Origin of the sequence: Mesorhizobium sp. L103C131B0 (assembly GCF_000502275.1) — a bacterium.
Classification (GTDB): Bacteria; Pseudomonadota; Alphaproteobacteria; order Rhizobiales; family Rhizobiaceae; genus Mesorhizobium.
Genome location: NZ_AYXC01000013.1, coordinates 20849 through 38714 on the forward strand (window position 1 = coordinate 20849; position 17866 = coordinate 38714).

Consider the following 17866-nt stretch of genomic DNA (forward strand, 5'->3'; position numbering starts at 1 on the left):
CTTAGGAGGGAACACCCGTGAGTATTTCTCAAACCATGCCCGTCTCGTCGGGCGCCCTGTGGACCGGCCGCGTGCTCAGCGGCCTCATCATCCTGTTCATGATCTTCGACGGCGTCATCAAGCTGCCGCCGCTCGATGTCGTCACCCAGACCATGGTGCCGCTCGGCTGGCCGGCCGATGTCAATGTCGCGCGCACGCTCGGCATTATCGGGCTGATCTCGACCGCGCTCTATGCGCTGCCCCGCACCTCGGTGCTCGGCGCCATCCTGCTCACCGGCTATCTCGGCGGCGCCATCGCCACAAATATGCGCGTCGGCAGCCCGTTGTTTTCGCACACGCTGTTTAGCGTCTATCTCGGCATCATCCTGTGGGGCGGTCTCTATCTGCGCGACCCAAGCGTGCGCACCCTGATCCCGTTCAGCCGTTAAGCGAGGAGAAAAACATGCTCAGCACCATTCTCATCATCCTGGTCGTCATCATCGCCGCCGTGCTCATCTATGCGGCGACGAGGTCGAATGATTTCGTCACCGCCCGCACCGCCAGCATCAAGGCCGCGCCGGAAGCGATCTTTCCGCTGATCAACAATTTCAAGCACTGGCCGGAGTGGTCACCTTACGAAAAGCTCGACCCGCTGATGAAGCGCACGCTGTCGGGCGCTGATGCCGGCAAGGGCGCCGCCTACGCCTGGGAAGGCAATGCCAAGGCCGGCAAGGGACGCATGGAGATCGTCAATTCCGTGCCATCCTCGCTGGTGTCGCTGAAGCTCGACTTCGAGAAGCCGTTCCGGGCCAGCAACAGCGTCGACTTCACCCTGAAGCCCTCGGGCGACACCATCGCAGTCACCTGGGCAATGCGCGGCAGCCGGCCCTTCATTGCCAAGCTGATGGGCCTGTTCATGAGTTTCGATACGCTGATCGGCAAGGATTTCGAGGCTGGCCTCGCCAATCTGAAAAAGGCAGCCGAAAGGTAGAAAAGCCTGGAATTTCAACGAGCTCGGCGGCGGTCGGTACGAATGTGACCGGCGCGGACACCGCGATCTCTCACGTCATCGGGATCAAATCAGCCGTCTGGGAGTTAGAGCCGTGGCGGCGAGGACGGCGATCCGCGTGAGAGAGGAACGATAATGAAAAGAGCGATGATCATTCTGGTACTGGCGACCGCGCTGGGCGCGTGCTCGCAAACCGAAAAGGGTGCCGCGGTCGGCGGCCTCGGCGGCGCGGCGGTTGGCGCAGCTGTGGCAAATGATCCGGTTCAGGGCGCCGTCGTCGGCGGCGCCGTCGGCGCCGTGGCCGGCGCGCTGATCGGCCGTGCCAGCGAAAGCGGTCAATGTCGCTACCGCGGCCGGAACGGGCGCACCTATATCGCCAGCTGCCCCGACGGTTATTGAACACAGACAGGTCCAACATCGGAAACCGGCGGCTATAGATCGCCGGTTTCGCTGTTGCCCCAAGGCAGCTGGACCATGGCTGCCTGCGCTACAGCAATCCCCGGATATGCTCCCAAGCCAGGCGGCCCAGGCGTGTGTCGGCGTCGTCATTGCCGCCATGGGCATGCAGCCTCGAGCGCGGCGTGATTTCGCCCGGCAGCAGAATGCGGTGGCCGGCGTCGGGCACTGAGACGAGGCAGGTGGTCATTGCGGTGTCCTGGCGACGCCGAACGATCGACTGGGCAAAATCCAGCGATGGCCATAGCGCGTCGTCGCCGCCCGCAACCAGAACAATGTCGGCTGAAATAGCTTCGACGGGAATGGCAGCCTTGGCCGCTGCGTCCTTGAAGGTTTGCAAGGCACGCAGGAAGAGCCCCCGGTAGGACACCAGACCATCGACATACTCAGCGTTCCAAGCGGGATTGCTTGGGACAAACGGCAAAGGAATCCCCTCGATCGTCCACGACGATCGTTCCGGCCAGCTGACGCCGTCGCGGCCCGGCCCGATATTGCCCCAGACCACCGATGTCGGGCTGATCGCAACCACGACGCCGATGCGTGGACCGTGAGCCGCCGCAAGCAGGGAGGCCTCGGCGCCTTTCGAGGTCCCGACATAGACGATGCGCCGGCATCCCATCTGGACAAGATAGCCGGTCGCCGCGAAAAACGTTTCGAGCGGGATCTCGCAAATGCCGGGCACCTGACCTTCGCCGCCAAACCATTGCAGCGCGAGAGCGGATGCTCCTTCCTTGGCAAAGAGCCGGGCGCGGGTGACGTCGATGCGGCCGCTCGATCCGCTGAGCACGACGACGCCTGTCGTGGCGCCGGCGCATCGCAACAGCGTTCCGGCTACGCCGCCGAAAAGGGTCTCTTCCGTGACGGTCCGCTCAGTCATCTTTCGTTCGAACGCATATGACATCGCCGCACATAGCAAAACGGCGGGCACAGGCCCGCCGTTTTGTCGATGCGATGACGCGATGCTTATTCGGCGGTGGCGGCTTCCGCTTCGGCCGGGGCTGCAGCAGCGGCGGCAACGGCGGCGGCAGCGTCTTCCTGGGCCTTCTTCAGCAGAGAGGCGCGTTCCTGCGCCTTCTTGCCGGGCTCGGCCTTCTTCGGGTTGGAGCGGGCTTCGCGCTTGAGGAGGCCGGCCTCATCGAGGAAGCGCAGCACGCGGTCGGTCGGCTGAGCGCCGTGCGACAGCCAATGCTTGACGCGGTCGGCGTCGACCTTGACGCGCTCGCCGTCCTTGGGCAGCAGCGGGTTCCACGAGCCGATCGACTCGATGAACCGGCCGTCGCGCGGCGAACGGGCGTCGGCAATGACGACGTGGTAGTAAGGGCGCTTCTTCGAGCCCGCACGGGCCAGTCTGATCTTCAAGGGCATTTCATTTCTCCTAAATTTCTGATTTCAGTGTTGGGTTAATGGCTTTGTCTGGTGCAGGTCGTTGTCCCAAAACCGCTGCGCACTTTTGGGCGACATGCACTTTGTTAGCCGGTTTTGCTTGCGCCGTTGGACGCGGCGATCTGCTCGTGATGGCGGATCACTTCGCGGACGACGAAGTTGAGGAATTTTTCCGCGAAATCGGGGTCGAGATGAGCGTCCTTCGCCAGCTGGCGAAGGCGGGTGATCTGCTCCTGCTCGCGCGCCGGGTCGGCGGGCGGCAGGCCATGCTCGGCCTTGAGCACGCCGACCGCCTTGGTGCAGCGGAAGCGCTCGGCCAGCATATGAATGAGGGCGGCGTCGATGTTGTCGATCGAGGCGCGATAGCCGGCCAGGATGGTGCGTGCGTCGGCCATGTCTTTTTCTTCGTTCATAGCGTCCTCACTTCTTCTTTCCGAGGCCGGGCAGACCACCGCCGCCAAGGCCGGGAAGCTTCATGCCGCCGGGCAGACCGGGCAGGCCACCGCCGCTCGGGGTGGGCGGGCCCTTCATGCCGCCAAGGCCGGGCATCTGCTTCTGCAAGGCTTCGAGCTGCTTGGGATCCATCTTGGAGAGGTCGGGCATGCCGCCACCCATCATGCCGCCGGGGCCACCCGGCATCATGCCGCCGAGGCCCATCTTGGAGGCAAGGCCGCCCATCATGCCGCGCATCAGGCCGCCGCCTTTGCCCTTGCCGCCCATCGCCTTCATCATGTCGGCCATGCCGCGATGCATTTTCAAGAGCTTGTTGATCTCGGCCGCATCCGTGCCTGAGCCGGCGGCGATGCGCTTCTTGCGCGAATGTTTCAGCATGTCCGGATTGGCGCGCTCGGCCTTGGTCATCGACGAGATGATGGCGAGCTGGCGGCCGAACATCTTGTCGTCGAGGCCGGCGGCCGCCATCTGGTCCTTCATTTTGCCCATGCCGGGCATCATGCCCATGATGCCGCCCATGCCGCCCATTTTCGACATCTGCTGAAGCTGGCCGGCAAGGTCGTTCAGGTCGAACTTGCCCGACTGCATCTTCTTGGCCATCGCCGCCGCCTGCTCGGCGTCGATGTTTTCGGCGGCCTTTTCGACCAGCGAGACGATGTCGCCCATGCCGAGGATGCGGTCTGCAATACGCTTGGGGTGGAATTCCTCCAGCCCGTCCATCTTTTCGCCGGTGCCGATCAGCTTGATCGGCTTGCCGGTGACGGCGCGCATCGAAAGCGCGGCACCGCCACGGCCATCGCCGTCCATGCGAGTCAGCACCAGGCCGGTGATGCCGACGCGCTCATCGAAGCTTTTGGCAAGGTTGACGGCGTCCTGGCCGGTCAGCGAATCCGCGACCAGCAGGATTTCGTGCGGGCTCGACACCTTCTTGATGTCGGCCATCTCCACCATCAGCGGCTCGTCAATATGGGTGCGGCCGGCGGTGTCGAGGATGACGACGTCATGACCGCCGAGCTTGGCTGCCTGGACGGCGCGCCTGGCGATGTCGACCGGGTTCTGGCCCGCAATGACAGGCAGCGTCGCGACTTTGACCTGCTCGCCGAGCTGGCGCAGCTGCTCTTGTGCCGCGGGCCGCCGCGTGTCGAGCGAGGCCATCAGAACCTTCTTGTTCTGGCGCTCGGTCAGGCGCTTGGCGATCTTGGCGGAGGTCGTCGTCTTGCCGGAGCCCTGCAGGCCGACCATCATGATGACGACCGGCGCCGGCGCATTGAGGTCGATGGCGACGCCCTCGGCGCCGAGCATGTCGACCAACTCGTCATGGACGATCTTGACGACCATCTGTCCGGGCTTGATCGACTTGACGACAGCCGCGCCGACGGCCTTCTCGCGCACCTTGTCGGTGAAGGAACGCACCACTTCCAGCGCAACGTCGGCTTCGAGCAGCGCACGGCGCACCTCGCGCAACGCCGCCGAGACATCAGCCTCCGACAGCGCGCCGCGGCCGGTCAGGCCGTTCAGGATGGAGCCAAGGCGCTCCTGAAGTGATTCAAACATTGGTCAACCCGCCGCGCGAGAGCGCCTTGGATTCATGGTGATCCCTGTCGGGCCGATGGCCCTCCACGCCTCTTGTGCGCTCCTGCAGCGATTCAAACATTCCGTTTCCTTTTTCTCAGGCACCCCGATGGTGCCCGAGAGGTAGTGCGTTCGCGCCGCTCATCCAAGCAAAGCTCAAAACCAAAAAGCACCCGGGGGCGCTCAGCGCTGCCGGGTGTTGGCCTCCAGGATCTGTTTACAGCACCCACCTCAAAAGGTTTTGGCGTCCTGGTCGGCTTGCTCGGAGGGATACTCGTCGCGGATTTCGGGGCTGTAGACAGGAAATCGGCCGAAGAGTCAAGACAAGGGCGGCTTCCCGGTCTCTGGATCGGTCCCTGTTTAGTTCACCCTGCATCCCGAGGGTCGGCCGTAACCTTCAGCGGCGAGCGCGGGTGCAGAAGCAGCAGGATCGTCAGCAAGGTGCAGACGATACCGATGGCGGCGATGATGACGGCATCCGTCGTCGTCCAGTCCGGACCTTCCAGCGGCTTGGCGTTGAACAGGGCGAAGGAATTGTAGTTCTCCTGATGCGAGATCAGCAGGAAGCCGGTGAGATTGTTGCCGAGATGGGCGCCGAAGGCGGCGCCGAGATTGCCGGTGACATAAACCACCAGCGTCAACAGCAAGGCGAAGGCGGCGATCGAGGCCAGCACGCAGGCGTTGATGGCGGGGGTCGAGCCCGGGCTCCAATGCAAGGAGGTGAACAGCAAAGCGGGCAATAGCGCCCACACGTAAGGGCTCTCGAAGCGCCTGGCCAGGCCGCGCAGCAGATAGCCGCGAAACAGCATCTCCTCGGACGAGGTCTGCAGCAGGGTCAGCGCCACGATCGGGAGCAGGAACAGCAGCCAGGTCGACAGGTTGATCGTGCCGCGGGCGATTTCGGGCTGTAGCCAGTAGAGCAGGATTTCGGAAAGCGCCGATGTGATCAGCACCGCGACCAGGCCCTTGAGGAAGCCCGACAAGGACACGCGGCGACTGGCGCCGAAAAGCGCCGAGAGCGGCTCGCCATGGACGAAACGCATGGCAAGCCAGAGGCCGAGCCAGATGCCGGTAAACGAGGTGAGTGCGGCGAGTATGCCGATGGGCGAGGCCAGAAAGCCCTGAAGCGGCCCGCGCGGATCGTCCGGCAATACATGCCAGACGATCGCGACATAGGTGCCGCCAAGCACCACAACCAGGGTGATCGCCACCCAGAACAGGACGACGACTGCCGTTCCAATTATCAGCCGCGGCAGGTTCGTCTTTTCGGTGGCCGTGTTGCTATAGCGCTCGAAGGCGGCTGAATCTGATATCACGCGAGTTCCTCTGCCGAACGCATCGGGTCGCATGATCTAGGGGATCGTCGGCTCTCGCGCAATTGCTGCTGTTCAGCGACCCTTTTGCCGCCCTCAGCCTCGGCAGGAGGGCGGCACGAGTTCACTTGTCATTCTTTCCAGGCAAAATCAGCGCACGACGTACATGATGCGCCGTGTCTGCGGGTCGACCAGCGCCTGCTGGCCATTCACATAGACGTAGCGGTAGCGGTAGTCGGGGATTTCGCGCAGTTCGACCGTGTCGGGCAAGGTGGCACCGGTCACCACCTCGCCTTCGAGATAGACAGGATCGAGCCGGTGCGTGCTGACATAGGTGCCGACTTCCGCCGGTGGCCTGTCGATGGCGTCGACGGGGCCGTCGTCGGACAGAATCGCACCGGTATAGGTATCGGGATAATCATCCTGCGGCGGTGTAACCACGGTGATGGCGGCGTTGGCGGGGCGGCGTGTCAGAACGACCCGGTTGCCGCCGAAATCGGCCGTGACATAGTCGGAATAGACCCAGCCCTGGCCTCCGGCTTCGGCAATGGTGCACCATTTGCTGTTTTCGATGCAGCCATTGAGCGTCGCCGACTGGCCGGCGGCGAGCACGCCGATCACAGGATATTGCGGGCCGGGGCCGGCGCGCACATTAAGATCGGTGACGGCCGAGACGGCGGTATCGGCAAGTGCCGCACCCGACATCGCGACAAGCGCCCCGGCGACGGCCGGAAACAATATGCGTCTCATGGTTTCTCTCCCTTTCATGGTCCCTCGCGACACCAAACGAAACCAGAACGCATGCGTTCCGGCTAAAATACCGACGCCAGCTCACGATTTGTTCCGGTTTCTTTCGGCAAACCGGTCAAAAGCTCATGCACGAAGCTGAGTTTCTGCGCCGTCACGTCCGAAATGACGAAGGGATAAAGGTCGGGCAGGCCCATGCAGCGGTTGATCGAGTTGGAGGCTTCCGAGAGTACCAGCCAGCGGGCGAGAATCTTTTCGAACGGCTCGGGCACGGCGTCAGGTTCCGCGGGCGCCGCCTGCAACCGGCCGCCGGTGTCGCCTTGCGGCAGCACATTGGTCTCCATCGTCTCAAGCTGGCCGAGTGGAAAATTCAGCGCGTGCACCATCTCCAGCGTGTCGGTGATGTGGAGATGGTGCGCCCAGGTCTCGGCCCAGTCTTCCCATGGATGCGACGTCGCATAGGCGGAGATGTGGTTCTGCTGCCAGTCGGGCGCAGCGCCATTGGCGTAATAGGCCTTCAGCGCCTGCTCGTAGTCGGGGCGTTCGTCGCCGAACAGCGCCCGGAAGGCATCGAGCCGTTGCGGCTCGTCGCGGATCAGCCGGTCCCAGTAGTAATGGCCAAGCTCATGACGGAAATGACCGAGCAGCGTGCGGTAATTTTCGCCCATCTCGACGCGACGCCGCTCGCGCTCGGCCGAGTCCGCCTCGGCGACGTTGAGCGTGATCAGGCCGTTGTCGTGGCCGGTAAGGATGCGTTCGCCGCCGGGACCGCCGCCGATCGGATCGGCAATGAAGTCGAAGGCGAGGCCGATTTCGTCGCCGTGCTTGTGCTTGGGCGCGACCGGAAGGCCGAAGGCGAGCAGCGAATAGACGGCGCGCTTCTTGGCCGCCTCGACGCGAATCCAGCGGCGGCGGTTGCCGTCGACGGAGAGGTCGGGGATCAGCTGGTTCAGCAAGCAGGCGCGGCAGTAGGTATGGCCCGGTTCGGCCATCCAGTTGCAGGCGCATTCATCCGCATTGGTGCAGTGGAAGATGCCGTCGACGTCAGACAAGGCAAAGCGCGCATGCTCGGGATCGTAAAGCACGAGACTCCCGCAATTCAGGCACTGCGCATTCTCGAAGTAGAGGCGGTGGCCGCAATGCGGGCAGTCGAACAGTTTCATGTCGATCTCGATGCGTCAGGCGTTGGCGTATGGCGTCAGAGGAGGAATATGGTGCGGAGCGGCGCCTCGCCCAAACGCCCGCCACGGGCCGCCGTTCCATGCCCCCGTCACCTCTTTTTACCCGAGCAGCGAATTCGCCTGCCCGGCGCCCGGGCGTTTCGGCCACAATAAGCACTTGATCGTAAGCAAATTCCGCTGCATTGGCCAGCGTAGCGCCGGGGGTACGGTGACAATGGCGCGTTTCGCTGGCAAGTTCGCAACCGGGACGTGATTCAGGCAATCAGGAGAAAAAGCATGGCATTGCTTGCCAAGGGAAAGATTATTGCTGCCGCGGTGGTCGCGGTACTTGCGCTGGCGACGGGCGCGCAGGCGGCGGCCAGCTGCGGCAAGACCGGCGCGGGCTTCGAGGCGTGGAAGCAGGACTTTGCCGCGCAGGCCAGGTCCGAAGGTGTCGGCGGGAAGGGTCTGGCTGCTCTGGCCGGTGCCAGCTACGCGACAAAGACAATCTCCGTCGACCGCGCCATCCACAAGGCTTTCAGCGGTTCGGTGGACGCCTTCATGAAGCGCCGTGGCGGAGCTGCGATCATTTCCAGGGGCCGTGCGCTGAAGAAGTCGAATGCGGCGATGTTCGACAGGATCGAGAGCAATTACGGCGTGTCGCCGGGCGTGTTGCTGGCCATCTGGGGCATGGAAACCGGCTTCGGAGCCTCCCTGGGCAACCAGAACACGGTCTCCGCCATTCTGACGCTTGCCTATGATTGCCGTCGCCCGGGCTTCTTTTACCCGCATGCCATTGCGGCGCTGAAGCTGGTCGATCGCGGCGCGCTGAGCGCCTCGTCGGTCGGCGCTGCGCATGGCGAGATCGGCCATACGCAGTTCCTGCCCGGCAATGTCCTGAAGTATGGCGTCGGCAACGGAAATCTGCGCGACAAGGCGACGGCCTTGGCTTCGACGGCCAACTTTCTCAAGGCTCATGGCTGGCGGGCGGGTGCGAGCGCGAGTGCGAATATGGGGGCCATCGCCGGCTGGAATTCCGCCAGCGTCTACCAGCAGGCCATCGCCCAGATCGCCGACGCGATCGACGGCGGCTGATAGAAATATCCAGATCGAAGAACGGAAAGCCCGGCCATGCGCCGGGCTTTTCTGCAAGGACTGGAGCTTTTGGCGTTCAAACCGTTCAGCAGCCGAGCGGCTACCCGCCTTTTATGACCTTCCAGATGTCCGTGGACTGGTCGAACTGGAGGCGGTTTATGTCGGAGAAGGTCAGCCGGCCGGTCTTCATGGCATCGACAAGGCGGCGGCACAGCAGTGGCGGCATGCGCTCCAGGGAAACGCCCATAAAAGCGGCGATCTCGTGTTTGGCCGATATATTCGATATGGCCACCTTGCTGACGCAGCGATCGAATGCCGCCTCGGGATCCTGTCTCACTTGCTCCTGCCCAGTCTGGCAACCGGCCAGCATGACGACCATTGCAGGCAGGGCCACAAACCACGGCTTCATTGTCAGCTGCCCCCATCGATTGTGAGGAGGCTAGATAAGGGCCCGAAAAGATCAAGCAGGAAAAGCACTGAGTTCTTTGCCGCCGCTCTATTTCTTTGTTTTTACGCAGTTACGGACGAAGTCGGGCATGCTCTTTCTCGAATTGCTCGATCGTTGGCGCAAATGCCGGCTGAGCGACTGGGCTCTCAATAATGTGCGTAGCCGCTCAACGGGCACTTCTGGGAAATAGGAACCTCGAAGGCGCCTTCAGTACCTTTGCAGCTCCGGAATTTGGAGTTGCGCAGCACCGGCGCGGCCCTGGCAGCCGCCTTTGACTTGCCCTTGATGACCAGCCATATCTCGGTCGGCAGGTCTAGCTGCACTCTGTTCAAATCGGAGTAGCTGATCCCCCCGCTGCGTACGCCTTCGGTGATACGCTGGCAGAACAGGGCCGGCATGCGCTCCTGCGAGACGCCCATGAAAGAGGCGATTTCGTGCTTGAACGTGATGCTCCACAAATGGACTGCGGAGATGCACCCGTCCTGCTCGCGTTTCGCGGCCGCCTGCGAGGACTGGCATCCGGTAAAGACGATGGCCGCCGCAAGCATGAGAAAAATGGCGTTTTTCACGATCGGAATCCCTCGTCCCGCGAAGGAATTTAGATGAGGCTTTTAAAAGGTCAAACGGAAACCATGTCAGCCAGCTTGGCCTCTTATATTAGAGGTATCAAATAAAAACCCTGCGTGACCGCCGGGTTTTCCTGAACACTAGTTTGGTTCACCCTTGCGGCTCCTTGCCGCCAGCGTCCTCAGCCGCAGCGCATTGAGGCGGATGAAGCCGGCGGCGTCCTTCTGGTCGTAGGCGCCGCGGTCATCCTCGAAGGTGACCAGCGCGTCGGAATAGAGCGTCTTCTTGGATTTGCGGCCGGTGACCATGACATTGCCCTTGTAGAGTTTCAGGCGCACCGTGCCTTCGACGTCTTCCTGGCTCTTGTCGATCATCGCCTGGAGCATCAGCCGCTCGGGCGAGAACCAGAAGCCGTTGTAGATCAGCTCGGCGTAGCGCGGCATGAACTCGTCCTTGAGGTGGCCGGCGCCGCGGTCGAGCGTGATCGATTCGATGGCGCGGTGGGCGACGATCAGGATGGTGCCGCCGGGGGTCTCGTAGACGCCGCGCGATTTCATGCCGACGAAGCGGTTCTCGACCAGATCGAGCCGGCCGATGCCATTGTCGCGGCCAAGATCGTTAAGCGCCGTCAGAATGGCGGCCGGCGACAGCTTCTTGCCGTTCAGTGCAATCGGATCGCCCTTCAAAAATTCGATCTCGATCTCGGTGACCTTGTCCGGCGCCTCCATCGGCGAGACGGTGCGCTGATGGACGAATTCCGGCGGCTCGCTCCACGGGTCTTCCAGCACCTTGCCCTCGGAAGAGGAGTGCAGAAGGTTGGCGTCGACCGAGAACGGCGCCTCCCCCCGCTTGTCCTTGGCCACCGGGATCTGGTGCTGCTCGGCGAAGTTGATCAGGTCGGTGCGCGACTTGAACGACCAGTCGCGCCACGGCGCGATGACCTTGATGTCGGGATTCAGCGCATAGGCCGACAGCTCGAAACGCACCTGGTCGTTGCCCTTGCCGGTGGCGCCGTGCGCAATGGCATCGGCGCCGACCTCCTGGGCGATCTCGACCAGGTGCTTGGAAATCAACGGGCGGGCGATCGAGGTGCCGAGCAGGTAGGTGCCTTCATAGACGGCGTTGGCGCGAAACATCGGGAAGACGAAATCCGAGACGAATTCCTCGCGCACATCGACGACGCGGATATCCTTGATGCCCATCATCTCAGCCTTCTGGCGCGCCGGCTCCAGCTCGCCACCCTGGCCGAGATCGGCGGTGAAGGTGACGACTTCGGCGCCGAGCTCGGTCTGCAGCCATTTCAGGATGATGGAGGTGTCGAGACCGCCGGAATAGGCGAGCACGACCTTCTTGACGTCTTTTGTCTTGGGCATTGCTGGGGACATTTTGGCGGTTCCGCGCGTGAGTTTCGCGGGCGAGGTATCACGGCATTTCCGGCCAGCGCAAGGGATGAACGGGCGCCGGCCGCCGCAGCCGCTGGACCAGATGCGACGCCAGTCAGTTGCTGGCGTGAGCGGGGAGGCTGCGTTATAGACCGACGATCATTCGCCAGGGGCCACCGATGTCCTTCATTCCCGACACCACAACACTGATCCAGTTCGCCATCGCCACCATGATCCTGGCGATCACGCCGGGGCCGGATATGACGCTGTTCGTCTCGCGAACACTGAGCCAGGGCCGCGCCGCCGGCTTTGCCTCGCTGGCGGGTGCTCTGTTCGGAACGCTGATCCATACAACTTTGGTGGCGGTCGGCATCTCGGCGCTGATCGTCGCCTCGCCAATGGCCTTCCTGGTGCTGAAAATCTTCGGCGCCGCCTATCTGGTGTTCCTGGCCTGGCAGGCGATGACCAAGGGCTCGGCGTTTTCACCGCAGAAGAAGAACGGGCCGCAGATTTCGCTGTTCCGCAGCTGGGCCGCCGGACTCGGCGTCAACCTGCTCAAGCCGAAGATCATCCTGTTCTTCATGACGTTTCTGCCGCAGTTCGTCTCGGCTCACGATCCGAACGCGCCGGGAAAACTGTTCTCCCTCGGCCTCATGTTCATCGTGCTGTCGATCCCTGTGACGGCGCCGATGGTGTTTGCCGCGGAAAGGTTTTCGGCGGCGATGAAGGCCAGCCCGCGCGTAACGCGGGTCGTCGACTATCTCTTTGCCGGTGTGTTTTCGGCCTTCGCGCTCAAGATCCTGACCGCTCAGGCGAAGTAGCGGCCTGCCACCAGCTTCCGGCCCATCGGCCGGCGCTTAGCCAGTAGAAGATGCCGCCGACCATGCCGCAGCCGATCACCGCGGCGATGGCGCGCGGTTCGGTGACGTCGAAATCCACGTTCTGGTGGACGAAGCCGAGGAAGGCCGCGGCCACCAAGCCGCCCGCGAGTGCATAGAACAGCCAGTCGCGGCGGCTGAGGACCTCGGAGATCAGGATTGCGACCACCGCCGGTATGAAAGCGAAATAGGCGACAAACAGCGCCACGAACGGGATCGAAAAATACAGCGCCGCGGCCGCCGCTGGGTGCGCATCGTCCGGCATATAACCGACGGAAGCCAGGAACAGCACGTTGAGAAAGGCGCTCGCCGCCAATGAGGCGACGACATAGCCGAACAGGATGACAGCGAAACGGAGGATATAGGCGAAGAGGCGGCTCACGCCTCGCCATGCCCCGCAATCATCATGGCTTCCAGCGCCAGGCGGTCGACCTTGCGCATGCGTTCGGAGTCGGATTTGAGCTGCCCGCAGGCGGCCAGGATGTCGCGGCCGCGCGGCGTGCGGATCGGCGAGGCATAGCCGGCATTGTTGATGTAGTCGGCAAACTTCTCGATCGTCTCCCAGTCCGAGCACTGATAGTTGGTGCCCGGCCACGGGTTGAACGGGATCAGATTGATCTTGGCTGGAATGCCTTTGAGCAGCTTGATCAGCCCCTTGGCGTCCTCGATGGAATCGTTGACGTCCTTCAGCATCACATATTCGAAGGTGATGCGCTTGGCGTTGGACAGGCCGGGATAGGCGCGGCAGGCCTCGATCAGTTCCTTCAGCGGATACTTCTTGTTGATCGGCACAAGCAGGTCGCGCAGATCGTCATTGGTGGCGTGCAGCGAGATCGCCAGCATGACCCCTATCTCCTCGCCGGTGCGGAAGATCTCGGGCACCACGCCGGAGGTCGAGAGCGTAATGCGGCGCTTCGACAGCGACAGTCCGTCGCCGTCGGAGGCAATCAGCAGCGCCTTCTTCACCGCCTCGAAATTGTAGAGCGGCTCGCCCATGCCCATCATGACGACGTTGGAGACTTTTCTGCCCTCGGCAGGGACGATGGCGCCGTCGGGTGTGTCGCGGTCGGGGAAATCGCCGAGCCGGTCGCGGGCGGTGAGCAATTGCGCCAGGATCTCTTCCGCCGTCAAATTGCGCACCAGCTTCTGCGTGCCGGTGTGGCAGAACGAACAGGTCAGCGTGCAGCCGACCTGCGAGGAGATGCAGAGCGTGCCGCGGCCTTCTTCGGGGATGTAGACGGTCTCGATCTCGACGGGACGGCCGGCACCGCGCGGCGGAAAGCGGAACAGCCACTTGCGCGTGCCGTCGGAGGAAATCTTCTCCTCGACGATTTCGGGCCGGGCGACGGTAAAATGCTTGTCGAGTTCGGCGCGCAGATCCTTGGAGATGTTGAACATGCCGGCAAAATCGGAGACGCCGCGCACATACATCCAGTGCCAGAGCTGCTGGGCGCGCATTTTCGCCTGGCGCTCGGGCACGATGCCGGCACTGACAAGGGCTTCACCGAGCTCGGCCCGGGTCAGGCCGATCAGCGACGGCTTCTCGGGCGTGGCGCGAGCGCGCAACGCGTCGCGTGCGCCCTCAGTGGTGAGATCGAAGGAAAGGGTCATATCAGCGCCAATATAAGCGAATTGCGGCCGATTTCATCCATCGTGCCGAAAAGAAGCGCGGCGCATAGCACAGGTTGCGGCGAGAGTCATGCGGCGGGAACCGCGCTAGCCTACTTGCACTTGGCGATCGACGTCAGCGCGGCCGAGATGCCTTTCAGCGAAAACACATAGGTCGTCGGATTGCCGCGGCCAGACTTCGCCGAGACCTTCATGTCGGTGCCGGTCTTCATGGCGGCGATCAGCACCGGCTCTTCGGCGGCGTTCTCGACCCAGGCCGACTTGCCGCGGGTGAACATCGAGAACGTCTTCTTGTCGATGGTGACGGTGGCCTTGGAGCCTTCCTGGAATGTGTAGCCGGCGATGAATTGCGGCTCGTAGGACACTTGCTGGCCCGGCCGCTGGCTGACGAAGAAGAACATGTCGCCGTGATCGAGCGTCGGCGGCTGCTTGTCGGTCGGCACGGTGAGCACATAGCAGACCTTGCCGCCCTGCGCCTGGTAGCTGTAGGTGCCCCAGGCATTGTGCTGGCCGATCTTGGTCGCCTGCTGCGCCAGCGCCGGCGCGGCAAAAGCCACCAGGACCAGGCTCGAGACTAGTGCAATCAATCCGCGCATCGCTTTTCCCGTATTCCAAATGGTGCGGGGCAGGCCGGCTTGGCGTCCTGCCCGTCGCTTCATTTTGATTTAATCTGGGTTACCAAACGGTGAATTTCCCTCGGAAAAGGACATTCACCCATGGAAACCACCGCCATTTCCGCGCCGCTTCTTGAAAAAACGGCTTTCGCAATGTCCCTGCGGCGACTTGGAGGCCACGAAAGCGGCAAGAGTTTGACTTTTCCAACGGCCGCAGCGGAACCCGAAGCCCAGCCGCTATCGTCCTGTTTGAGCGGAGGATTTCTTCTGAACCAAGTTGCCAACGCGACGCCGATTCAGCTCTTGTCGGCGATCGCCTCCTTGGCGGCCTTGCGGTGCGCAGGGGTGATATGGGCGCTTACCGCGGAGATCGCGGCGGTCAGCACGGCGATGTCGTCGGTGAAGCCGAGGCCGAAGACGAAATCGGGTATGACGTCGACCGGCAGCACGAAATAGCCAAGCGCTGCCAGCAATATGCCCTTGGCACGCAAAGGCGTCTTCCTGTCGAGCGCGCAATAATAGCCGGCGACGACCTCTTCCGTGAACGGAATCTGCCGGGCGGCCTTCTTGGCCGTGCGCCAGAATTTGGCGCGCACTTCACTCTCGTCGCCGAGCTTGCTGCCGAAGCCGAAGAAATCAAAACCGGGCTGCTGCGCCATCAATCCTCTCCTTGCCGGCCGTCGCGCTACGCGTTGCGCGCGGCCGCCACGGAAAATGTGGTGAAAGTCCCGGTCCACTGCAAGAGGATGGCGCCGATTTGGCGTTGCCGCCCCAGCGTTCAGCCGCCAGCATACCCATTCATCTTCTTGGCCAGCGCGATGTCGAGCGCAGTGACACCACCGGCATCATGGGTGTTGAGCGTCACGTCGACAGTCTTGTAGACGTTCGACCAGTCGGGATGATGGTCCATCTTCTCGGCGGCCAGCGCGACGCGGGTCATGAAGGCGAAGGCTTCGGAAAAATTCTTGAAGTCGAAGCTGCGCTTGATGGAGGCGCCATCGGCTGCCTGCGACCAGCCGGCCAGTTCGGCCAGTGCGGCGGCGATGGCGTCCTTGCTGAGTTTCTCTCTCGTCATGATGATTTCCCGTGCTATCCCAGATATCGACCCTCACCATAATGCAAGTCGCCCAAAAGTCCTTTGCGTTTTGGGCTTCCAAATGCACGAACGGCGCATATCGAATGAGCGTAAAGCCGATAAATTCCATACTCTTCGTCTGCCTCGGCAACATCTGCCGCTCACCCCTGGCCGAAGGCGTGTTCCGCGCCGTGCTGGCGGAACGCGGCCGCGACATGGTGCTGGACGATATCGTGCTGGACTCTGCGGCGACCGGCGGCTGGAACCTCGGCGAAGCGCCCGACCCGCGCTCGATCGCGATTGCGGCCCGCCACGGCCTCGACATATCAGGGCAGCGGGCACGCAAGGTCAGGCCGGAGGATTTTTCGCGCTTCGACCTGATCCTCGGCATGGATCGGCAAAATGTCCGCGACCTCAAGGCGTTGGCGCCGGCCGGTGCGCGGGAACGTATTCATCTCTTGGCAGAGTTTGCGCAGGGCAAAACCCGCGACGTGCCGGATCCCTATTATGACGGGGCCGAAGCGTTCGCTTCGGTCTACCGCATGATCCGCGAAGCGTCGGAGGCGCTGGCGACGAGATTGGTGGCGCGGGCGTCGACGCCGGAGAGCGGCCACGCCTCCTCGACAATGTAGGGACCGCCGCCGACCGAATCGCGCGACGACATCAGCACGAAGCGGCCGACGCGAAACGGTAGCGTCGCAAAATTGCCGCGCGCCGACAGGTACTGGGCGACGTCGAGCGGGCTCGAATTGCGCAAGCGTGCCAGCGTAACATGCGGGGTGAACTTGCGCGGGTCGGCGGGCAGGCCGAGCCGCTGGCAGATGCGGTCGATTTCGCTCTGCAGCGCCGAAAGGTCGGGCGAGGCGAAGACGCCGGCCCAGACGGCGTGCGGCTTCTTCTGGCCGAAAGCGCCAACTCCGGACAGGGTGAGCGAGAAGGATGGGCGGTGCACCCGGTCGAGCGCGTTGGCGATTTCGTCGGCGATATGGCCTTCGACGTCGCCGATGAAGCGCAGCGTCAGATGGTAGTTTTCGACATCGATCCAGCGGGCTCCGGGCAGGCCGCCCCTGAGCAGGGACAGCGAAAGAGCGGCGTCACGGGGTATTTCGAGGGCGGTGAAAAGACGCGGCATGGTGAGCCTCCCTTCCTCGAATCGAACTGTGCCCCTAGCGAATCATCGATAGTCAAACGGGGCAAGTGGTTTGTTGGTTGCAGGCATTTTTACGAACAGGCGCCTCCAAGCGATGAATAAGCACTATTGCCGTGCCGCCTCGGCGCTTGCATTACCCAGATGCTGCATATGCTCTTCGAGCGCAGCATGGATGACTCGGGTCATCGGCAGCCCGGTCTTTTGTTTCAAAGTTCGCGCGAGGCGAACGCCGCGTTATTCTCGTCAGACCGGCGTTCAACCGCCACCCTCAACTGCCGCAATCGCCTTCTCCACGGCGGGCATGATGCGCTCGACCATCGCTGCGATGCCCTTCGGATTGGGATGCAGGCCATCCTCCAACTGCAGGCCGGACTGCCCGGCGACGCCATCGAGAAAAAACGGATAGAGCGGCACATCGTATTTCGCGGCCAGCTTTGGGTAGATCGCATCGAAGGCGTTCTGGTAGTCGGCGCCGAGATTGGGAGCGGCGCGCATGCCGGCCAAAAGCACCGCGATCTTGCGCGCTTTCAGCTTCGCCAGCATGTCGTCCAGGTTCTTTTCCGTAATGCTGGGCGAGACGCCGCGCAGCATGTCGTTGGCGCCGAGTTCGAGGATAACCAGCCTTGTCCCATCCGGCACCGACCAGTCAAGCCGCGCCAAGCCGCCGCTCGAGGTGTCGCCTGAAACGCCGGCGTTGGCGACGGTGACGTCATGGCCTTTGGCGCGCAGCGCAGCTTGCAATTTGTCGGTAAAGCCATCGCCAGGCCCGAGGCCGAAACCGGCCATCAGGCTGTCGCCGAAGCCGACGATGGTGAACGTCTCGGCGCGCACAGACGAAATGGCGCCGCAAAGGGTGACGAAAAGGACGAGCCCTGCGGCATTCAAGCGTTTGAAAGACATGTGGCAGCCCCCATATACCCGAGGAATTCTTCCGGCGACGGCTTTCGGCAAGCAGA

23 protein-coding genes are annotated in these 17866 nt (G+C 62.8%); 6 read left to right on the forward strand and 17 right to left on the reverse strand.

Annotated elements, in window-relative coordinates; all coding sequences use genetic code 11:
* Window positions 1-17: 17 nt before the first annotated feature.
* The 3 genes from X730_RS144930 (at window position 18) to X730_RS144920 (ending at window position 1387) form a co-directional block, all read left to right on the forward strand.
* Entirely contained in the window at window positions 18-428 is a 411-nt protein-coding gene (locus X730_RS144930; protein ID WP_031197130.1) for a DoxX family protein, read from the forward strand.
* Window positions 429-442: 14 nt separating this feature from the next.
* Window positions 443-970, forward strand: a complete 528-nt coding sequence (locus X730_RS144925) for an SRPBCC family protein (protein WP_023826863.1) — start codon at window positions 443-445, stop codon at window positions 968-970.
* A 153-nt stretch (window positions 971-1123) separates the two neighbouring features.
* Window positions 1124-1387 carry a YMGG-like glycine zipper-containing protein gene (locus tag X730_RS144920; RefSeq protein WP_023687657.1) on the forward strand — a complete coding sequence of 88 codons (264 nt, stop codon included), beginning with the start codon at window positions 1124-1126 and terminating at the stop codon, window positions 1385-1387.
* Between the two features lie 88 nt (window positions 1388-1475).
* On the opposite strand, the gene X730_RS144915 is transcribed toward X730_RS144920, so the two are convergent.
* The 7 genes from X730_RS144915 to X730_RS144885 all read right to left on the reverse strand — a co-directional run bounded on the left by X730_RS144915 (window position 1476) and on the right by X730_RS144885 (window position 8075).
* Window positions 1476-2321, reverse strand: a complete 846-nt coding sequence (locus X730_RS144915) for an acyl-CoA thioester hydrolase/BAAT C-terminal domain-containing protein (protein ID WP_031197131.1) — start codon at window positions 2319-2321, stop codon at window positions 1476-1478.
* Between the two features lie 86 nt (window positions 2322-2407).
* Window positions 2408-2809 (reverse strand): 30S ribosomal protein S16, encoded by a 402-nt coding sequence (rpsP, locus tag X730_RS144910; RefSeq protein ID WP_023671705.1) that lies wholly within the window; start codon window positions 2807-2809, stop codon window positions 2408-2410.
* 104 nt (window positions 2810-2913) lie between these two features.
* Window positions 2914-3240: a chorismate mutase gene (locus X730_RS144905; protein ID WP_023671706.1), complete on the reverse strand. Its 327-nt coding sequence runs from the start codon at window positions 3238-3240 to the stop codon at window positions 2914-2916.
* Window positions 3241-3247: 7 nt separating this feature from the next.
* Window positions 3248-4834: a signal recognition particle protein gene (gene ffh, locus X730_RS144900; RefSeq protein WP_023826865.1), complete on the reverse strand. Its 1587-nt coding sequence runs from the start codon at window positions 4832-4834 to the stop codon at window positions 3248-3250.
* A gap of 383 nt (window positions 4835-5217) precedes the next feature.
* Entirely contained in the window at window positions 5218-6168 is a 951-nt protein-coding gene (locus X730_RS144895; protein WP_023736747.1) for a type II CAAX endopeptidase family protein, read from the reverse strand.
* Window positions 6169-6315: 147 nt separating this feature from the next.
* Window positions 6316-6915: a DUF1236 domain-containing protein gene (locus tag X730_RS144890; RefSeq protein ID WP_023671709.1), complete on the reverse strand. Its 600-nt coding sequence runs from the start codon at window positions 6913-6915 to the stop codon at window positions 6316-6318.
* Between the two features lie 62 nt (window positions 6916-6977).
* Window positions 6978-8075 carry a putative zinc-binding metallopeptidase gene (locus X730_RS144885; protein WP_023726017.1) on the reverse strand — a complete coding sequence of 366 codons (1098 nt, stop codon included), beginning with the start codon at window positions 8073-8075 and terminating at the stop codon, window positions 6978-6980.
* Window positions 8076-8369: 294 nt separating this feature from the next.
* Here X730_RS144885 and X730_RS144880 point away from each other — a divergent pair, with 294 nt between their 5' ends.
* A complete protein-coding gene (locus tag X730_RS144880; protein WP_023671711.1) occupies window positions 8370-9167 on the forward strand; it encodes a lytic transglycosylase domain-containing protein in 798 nt (265 codons plus the stop codon).
* Window positions 9168-9267: 100 nt separating this feature from the next.
* Here the strand turns inward: X730_RS144880 and X730_RS144875 are convergent, their stop codons facing one another.
* The 3 genes from X730_RS144875 to X730_RS144865 all read right to left on the reverse strand — a co-directional run bounded on the left by X730_RS144875 (window position 9268) and on the right by X730_RS144865 (window position 11555).
* Window positions 9268-9546, reverse strand: a complete 279-nt coding sequence (locus X730_RS144875) for a hypothetical protein (protein ID WP_023671712.1) — start codon at window positions 9544-9546, stop codon at window positions 9268-9270.
* Window positions 9547-9761: 215 nt separating this feature from the next.
* Window positions 9762-10184, reverse strand: coding sequence for a hypothetical protein (locus tag X730_RS144870; protein ID WP_023834707.1), 423 nt, complete (start codon window positions 10182-10184; stop codon window positions 9762-9764).
* 138 nt (window positions 10185-10322) lie between these two features.
* Window positions 10323-11555, reverse strand: coding sequence for an argininosuccinate synthase (locus tag X730_RS144865; protein WP_023745437.1), 1233 nt, complete (start codon window positions 11553-11555; stop codon window positions 10323-10325).
* Between the two features lie 188 nt (window positions 11556-11743).
* Between X730_RS144865 and X730_RS144860 the strand changes: the two genes are divergently transcribed.
* Complete coding sequence (locus X730_RS144860) at window positions 11744-12385, forward strand: LysE family translocator (protein ID WP_023826867.1); 642 nt, start codon at window positions 11744-11746, stop codon at window positions 12383-12385.
* On the opposite strand, the gene X730_RS144855 is transcribed toward X730_RS144860, so the two are convergent.
* The 5 genes from X730_RS144855 to X730_RS144835 form a co-directional block, all read right to left on the reverse strand.
* Complete coding sequence (locus X730_RS144855) at window positions 12357-12824, reverse strand: hypothetical protein (RefSeq protein WP_023694539.1); 468 nt, start codon at window positions 12822-12824, stop codon at window positions 12357-12359. The two genes, X730_RS144860 and X730_RS144855, sit on opposite strands and share 29 nt — an antisense overlap.
* Window positions 12821-14053: a 23S rRNA (adenine(2503)-C(2))-methyltransferase RlmN gene (rlmN, locus tag X730_RS144850; protein WP_023826868.1), complete on the reverse strand. Its 1233-nt coding sequence runs from the start codon at window positions 14051-14053 to the stop codon at window positions 12821-12823. The genes X730_RS144855 and rlmN overlap by 4 nt, the downstream gene beginning before the upstream one ends.
* Before the next feature lie 110 nt (window positions 14054-14163).
* On the reverse strand, window positions 14164-14667 hold the full coding sequence (locus X730_RS144845) for an invasion associated locus B family protein (RefSeq protein ID WP_023671718.1): 504 nt from the start codon (window positions 14665-14667) through the stop codon (window positions 14164-14166).
* A 314-nt stretch (window positions 14668-14981) separates the two neighbouring features.
* Window positions 14982-15344, reverse strand: a complete 363-nt coding sequence (locus tag X730_RS144840) for a YkvA family protein (protein WP_023826869.1) — start codon at window positions 15342-15344, stop codon at window positions 14982-14984.
* Between the two features lie 119 nt (window positions 15345-15463).
* Window positions 15464-15760, reverse strand: coding sequence for a 4a-hydroxytetrahydrobiopterin dehydratase (locus X730_RS144835; protein WP_023671720.1), 297 nt, complete (start codon window positions 15758-15760; stop codon window positions 15464-15466).
* Window positions 15761-15864: 104 nt separating this feature from the next.
* Here X730_RS144835 and X730_RS144830 point away from each other — a divergent pair, with 104 nt between their 5' ends.
* Window positions 15865-16392 carry a low molecular weight protein-tyrosine-phosphatase gene (locus X730_RS144830; protein ID WP_023702599.1) on the forward strand — a complete coding sequence of 176 codons (528 nt, stop codon included), beginning with the start codon at window positions 15865-15867 and terminating at the stop codon, window positions 16390-16392.
* Here X730_RS144830 and thpR read toward each other — a convergent pair.
* Together thpR and X730_RS144820 are read right to left on the reverse strand one after the other, a co-directional pair.
* On the reverse strand, window positions 16296-16892 hold the full coding sequence (gene thpR, locus X730_RS144825) for an RNA 2',3'-cyclic phosphodiesterase (RefSeq protein ID WP_023671722.1): 597 nt from the start codon (window positions 16890-16892) through the stop codon (window positions 16296-16298). The genes X730_RS144830 and thpR overlap by 97 nt on opposite strands.
* Window positions 16893-17165: 273 nt before the next feature.
* Window positions 17166-17810: an arylesterase gene (locus X730_RS144820; protein ID WP_023702600.1), complete on the reverse strand. Its 645-nt coding sequence runs from the start codon at window positions 17808-17810 to the stop codon at window positions 17166-17168.
* Between the last annotated feature and the right edge of the window lie 56 nt (window positions 17811-17866).

Bases quoted from the DNA above. Each gene is read 5' to 3' on its own strand.
- X730_RS144925 (WP_023826863.1), top strand. From the start codon at position 443: ATGCTCAGCACCATTCTCATCATCCTGGTCGTCATCATCGCCGCCGTG.
- X730_RS144920 (WP_023687657.1), top strand. From the start codon at position 1,124: ATGAAAAGAGCGATGATCATTCTGGTACTGGCGACCGCGCTGGGCGCG.
- X730_RS144915 (WP_031197131.1), bottom strand. From the start codon at position 2,321: ATGACTGAGCGGACCGTCACGGAAGAGACCCTTTTCGGCGGCGTAGCC.
- rpsP (WP_023671705.1), bottom strand. From the start codon at position 2,809: ATGCCCTTGAAGATCAGACTGGCCCGTGCGGGCTCGAAGAAGCGCCCT.
- X730_RS144905 (WP_023671706.1), bottom strand. From the start codon at position 3,240: ATGAACGAAGAAAAAGACATGGCCGACGCACGCACCATCCTGGCCGGC.
- ffh (WP_023826865.1), bottom strand. From the start codon at position 4,834: ATGTTTGAATCACTTCAGGAGCGCCTTGGCTCCATCCTGAACGGCCTG.
- X730_RS144890 (WP_023671709.1), bottom strand. From the start codon at position 6,915: ATGAGACGCATATTGTTTCCGGCCGTCGCCGGGGCGCTTGTCGCGATG.
- X730_RS144885 (WP_023726017.1), bottom strand. From the start codon at position 8,075: ATGAAACTGTTCGACTGCCCGCATTGCGGCCACCGCCTCTACTTCGAG.
- X730_RS144880 (WP_023671711.1), top strand. From the start codon at position 8,370: ATGGCATTGCTTGCCAAGGGAAAGATTATTGCTGCCGCGGTGGTCGCG.
- X730_RS144875 (WP_023671712.1), bottom strand. From the start codon at position 9,546: ATGGTCGTCATGCTGGCCGGTTGCCAGACTGGGCAGGAGCAAGTGAGA.
- X730_RS144865 (WP_023745437.1), bottom strand. From the start codon at position 11,555: ATGCCCAAGACAAAAGACGTCAAGAAGGTCGTGCTCGCCTATTCCGGC.
- X730_RS144860 (WP_023826867.1), top strand. From the start codon at position 11,744: ATGTCCTTCATTCCCGACACCACAACACTGATCCAGTTCGCCATCGCC.
- rlmN (WP_023826868.1), bottom strand. From the start codon at position 14,053: ATGACCCTTTCCTTCGATCTCACCACTGAGGGCGCACGCGACGCGTTG.
- X730_RS144845 (WP_023671718.1), bottom strand. From the start codon at position 14,667: ATGCGCGGATTGATTGCACTAGTCTCGAGCCTGGTCCTGGTGGCTTTT.
- X730_RS144840 (WP_023826869.1), bottom strand. From the start codon at position 15,344: ATGGCGCAGCAGCCCGGTTTTGATTTCTTCGGCTTCGGCAGCAAGCTC.
- X730_RS144835 (WP_023671720.1), bottom strand. From the start codon at position 15,760: ATGACGAGAGAGAAACTCAGCAAGGACGCCATCGCCGCCGCACTGGCC.
- X730_RS144830 (WP_023702599.1), top strand. From the start codon at position 15,865: ATGAGCGTAAAGCCGATAAATTCCATACTCTTCGTCTGCCTCGGCAAC.
- thpR (WP_023671722.1), bottom strand. From the start codon at position 16,892: ATGCCGCGTCTTTTCACCGCCCTCGAAATACCCCGTGACGCCGCTCTT.
- X730_RS144820 (WP_023702600.1), bottom strand. From the start codon at position 17,810: ATGTCTTTCAAACGCTTGAATGCCGCAGGGCTCGTCCTTTTCGTCACC.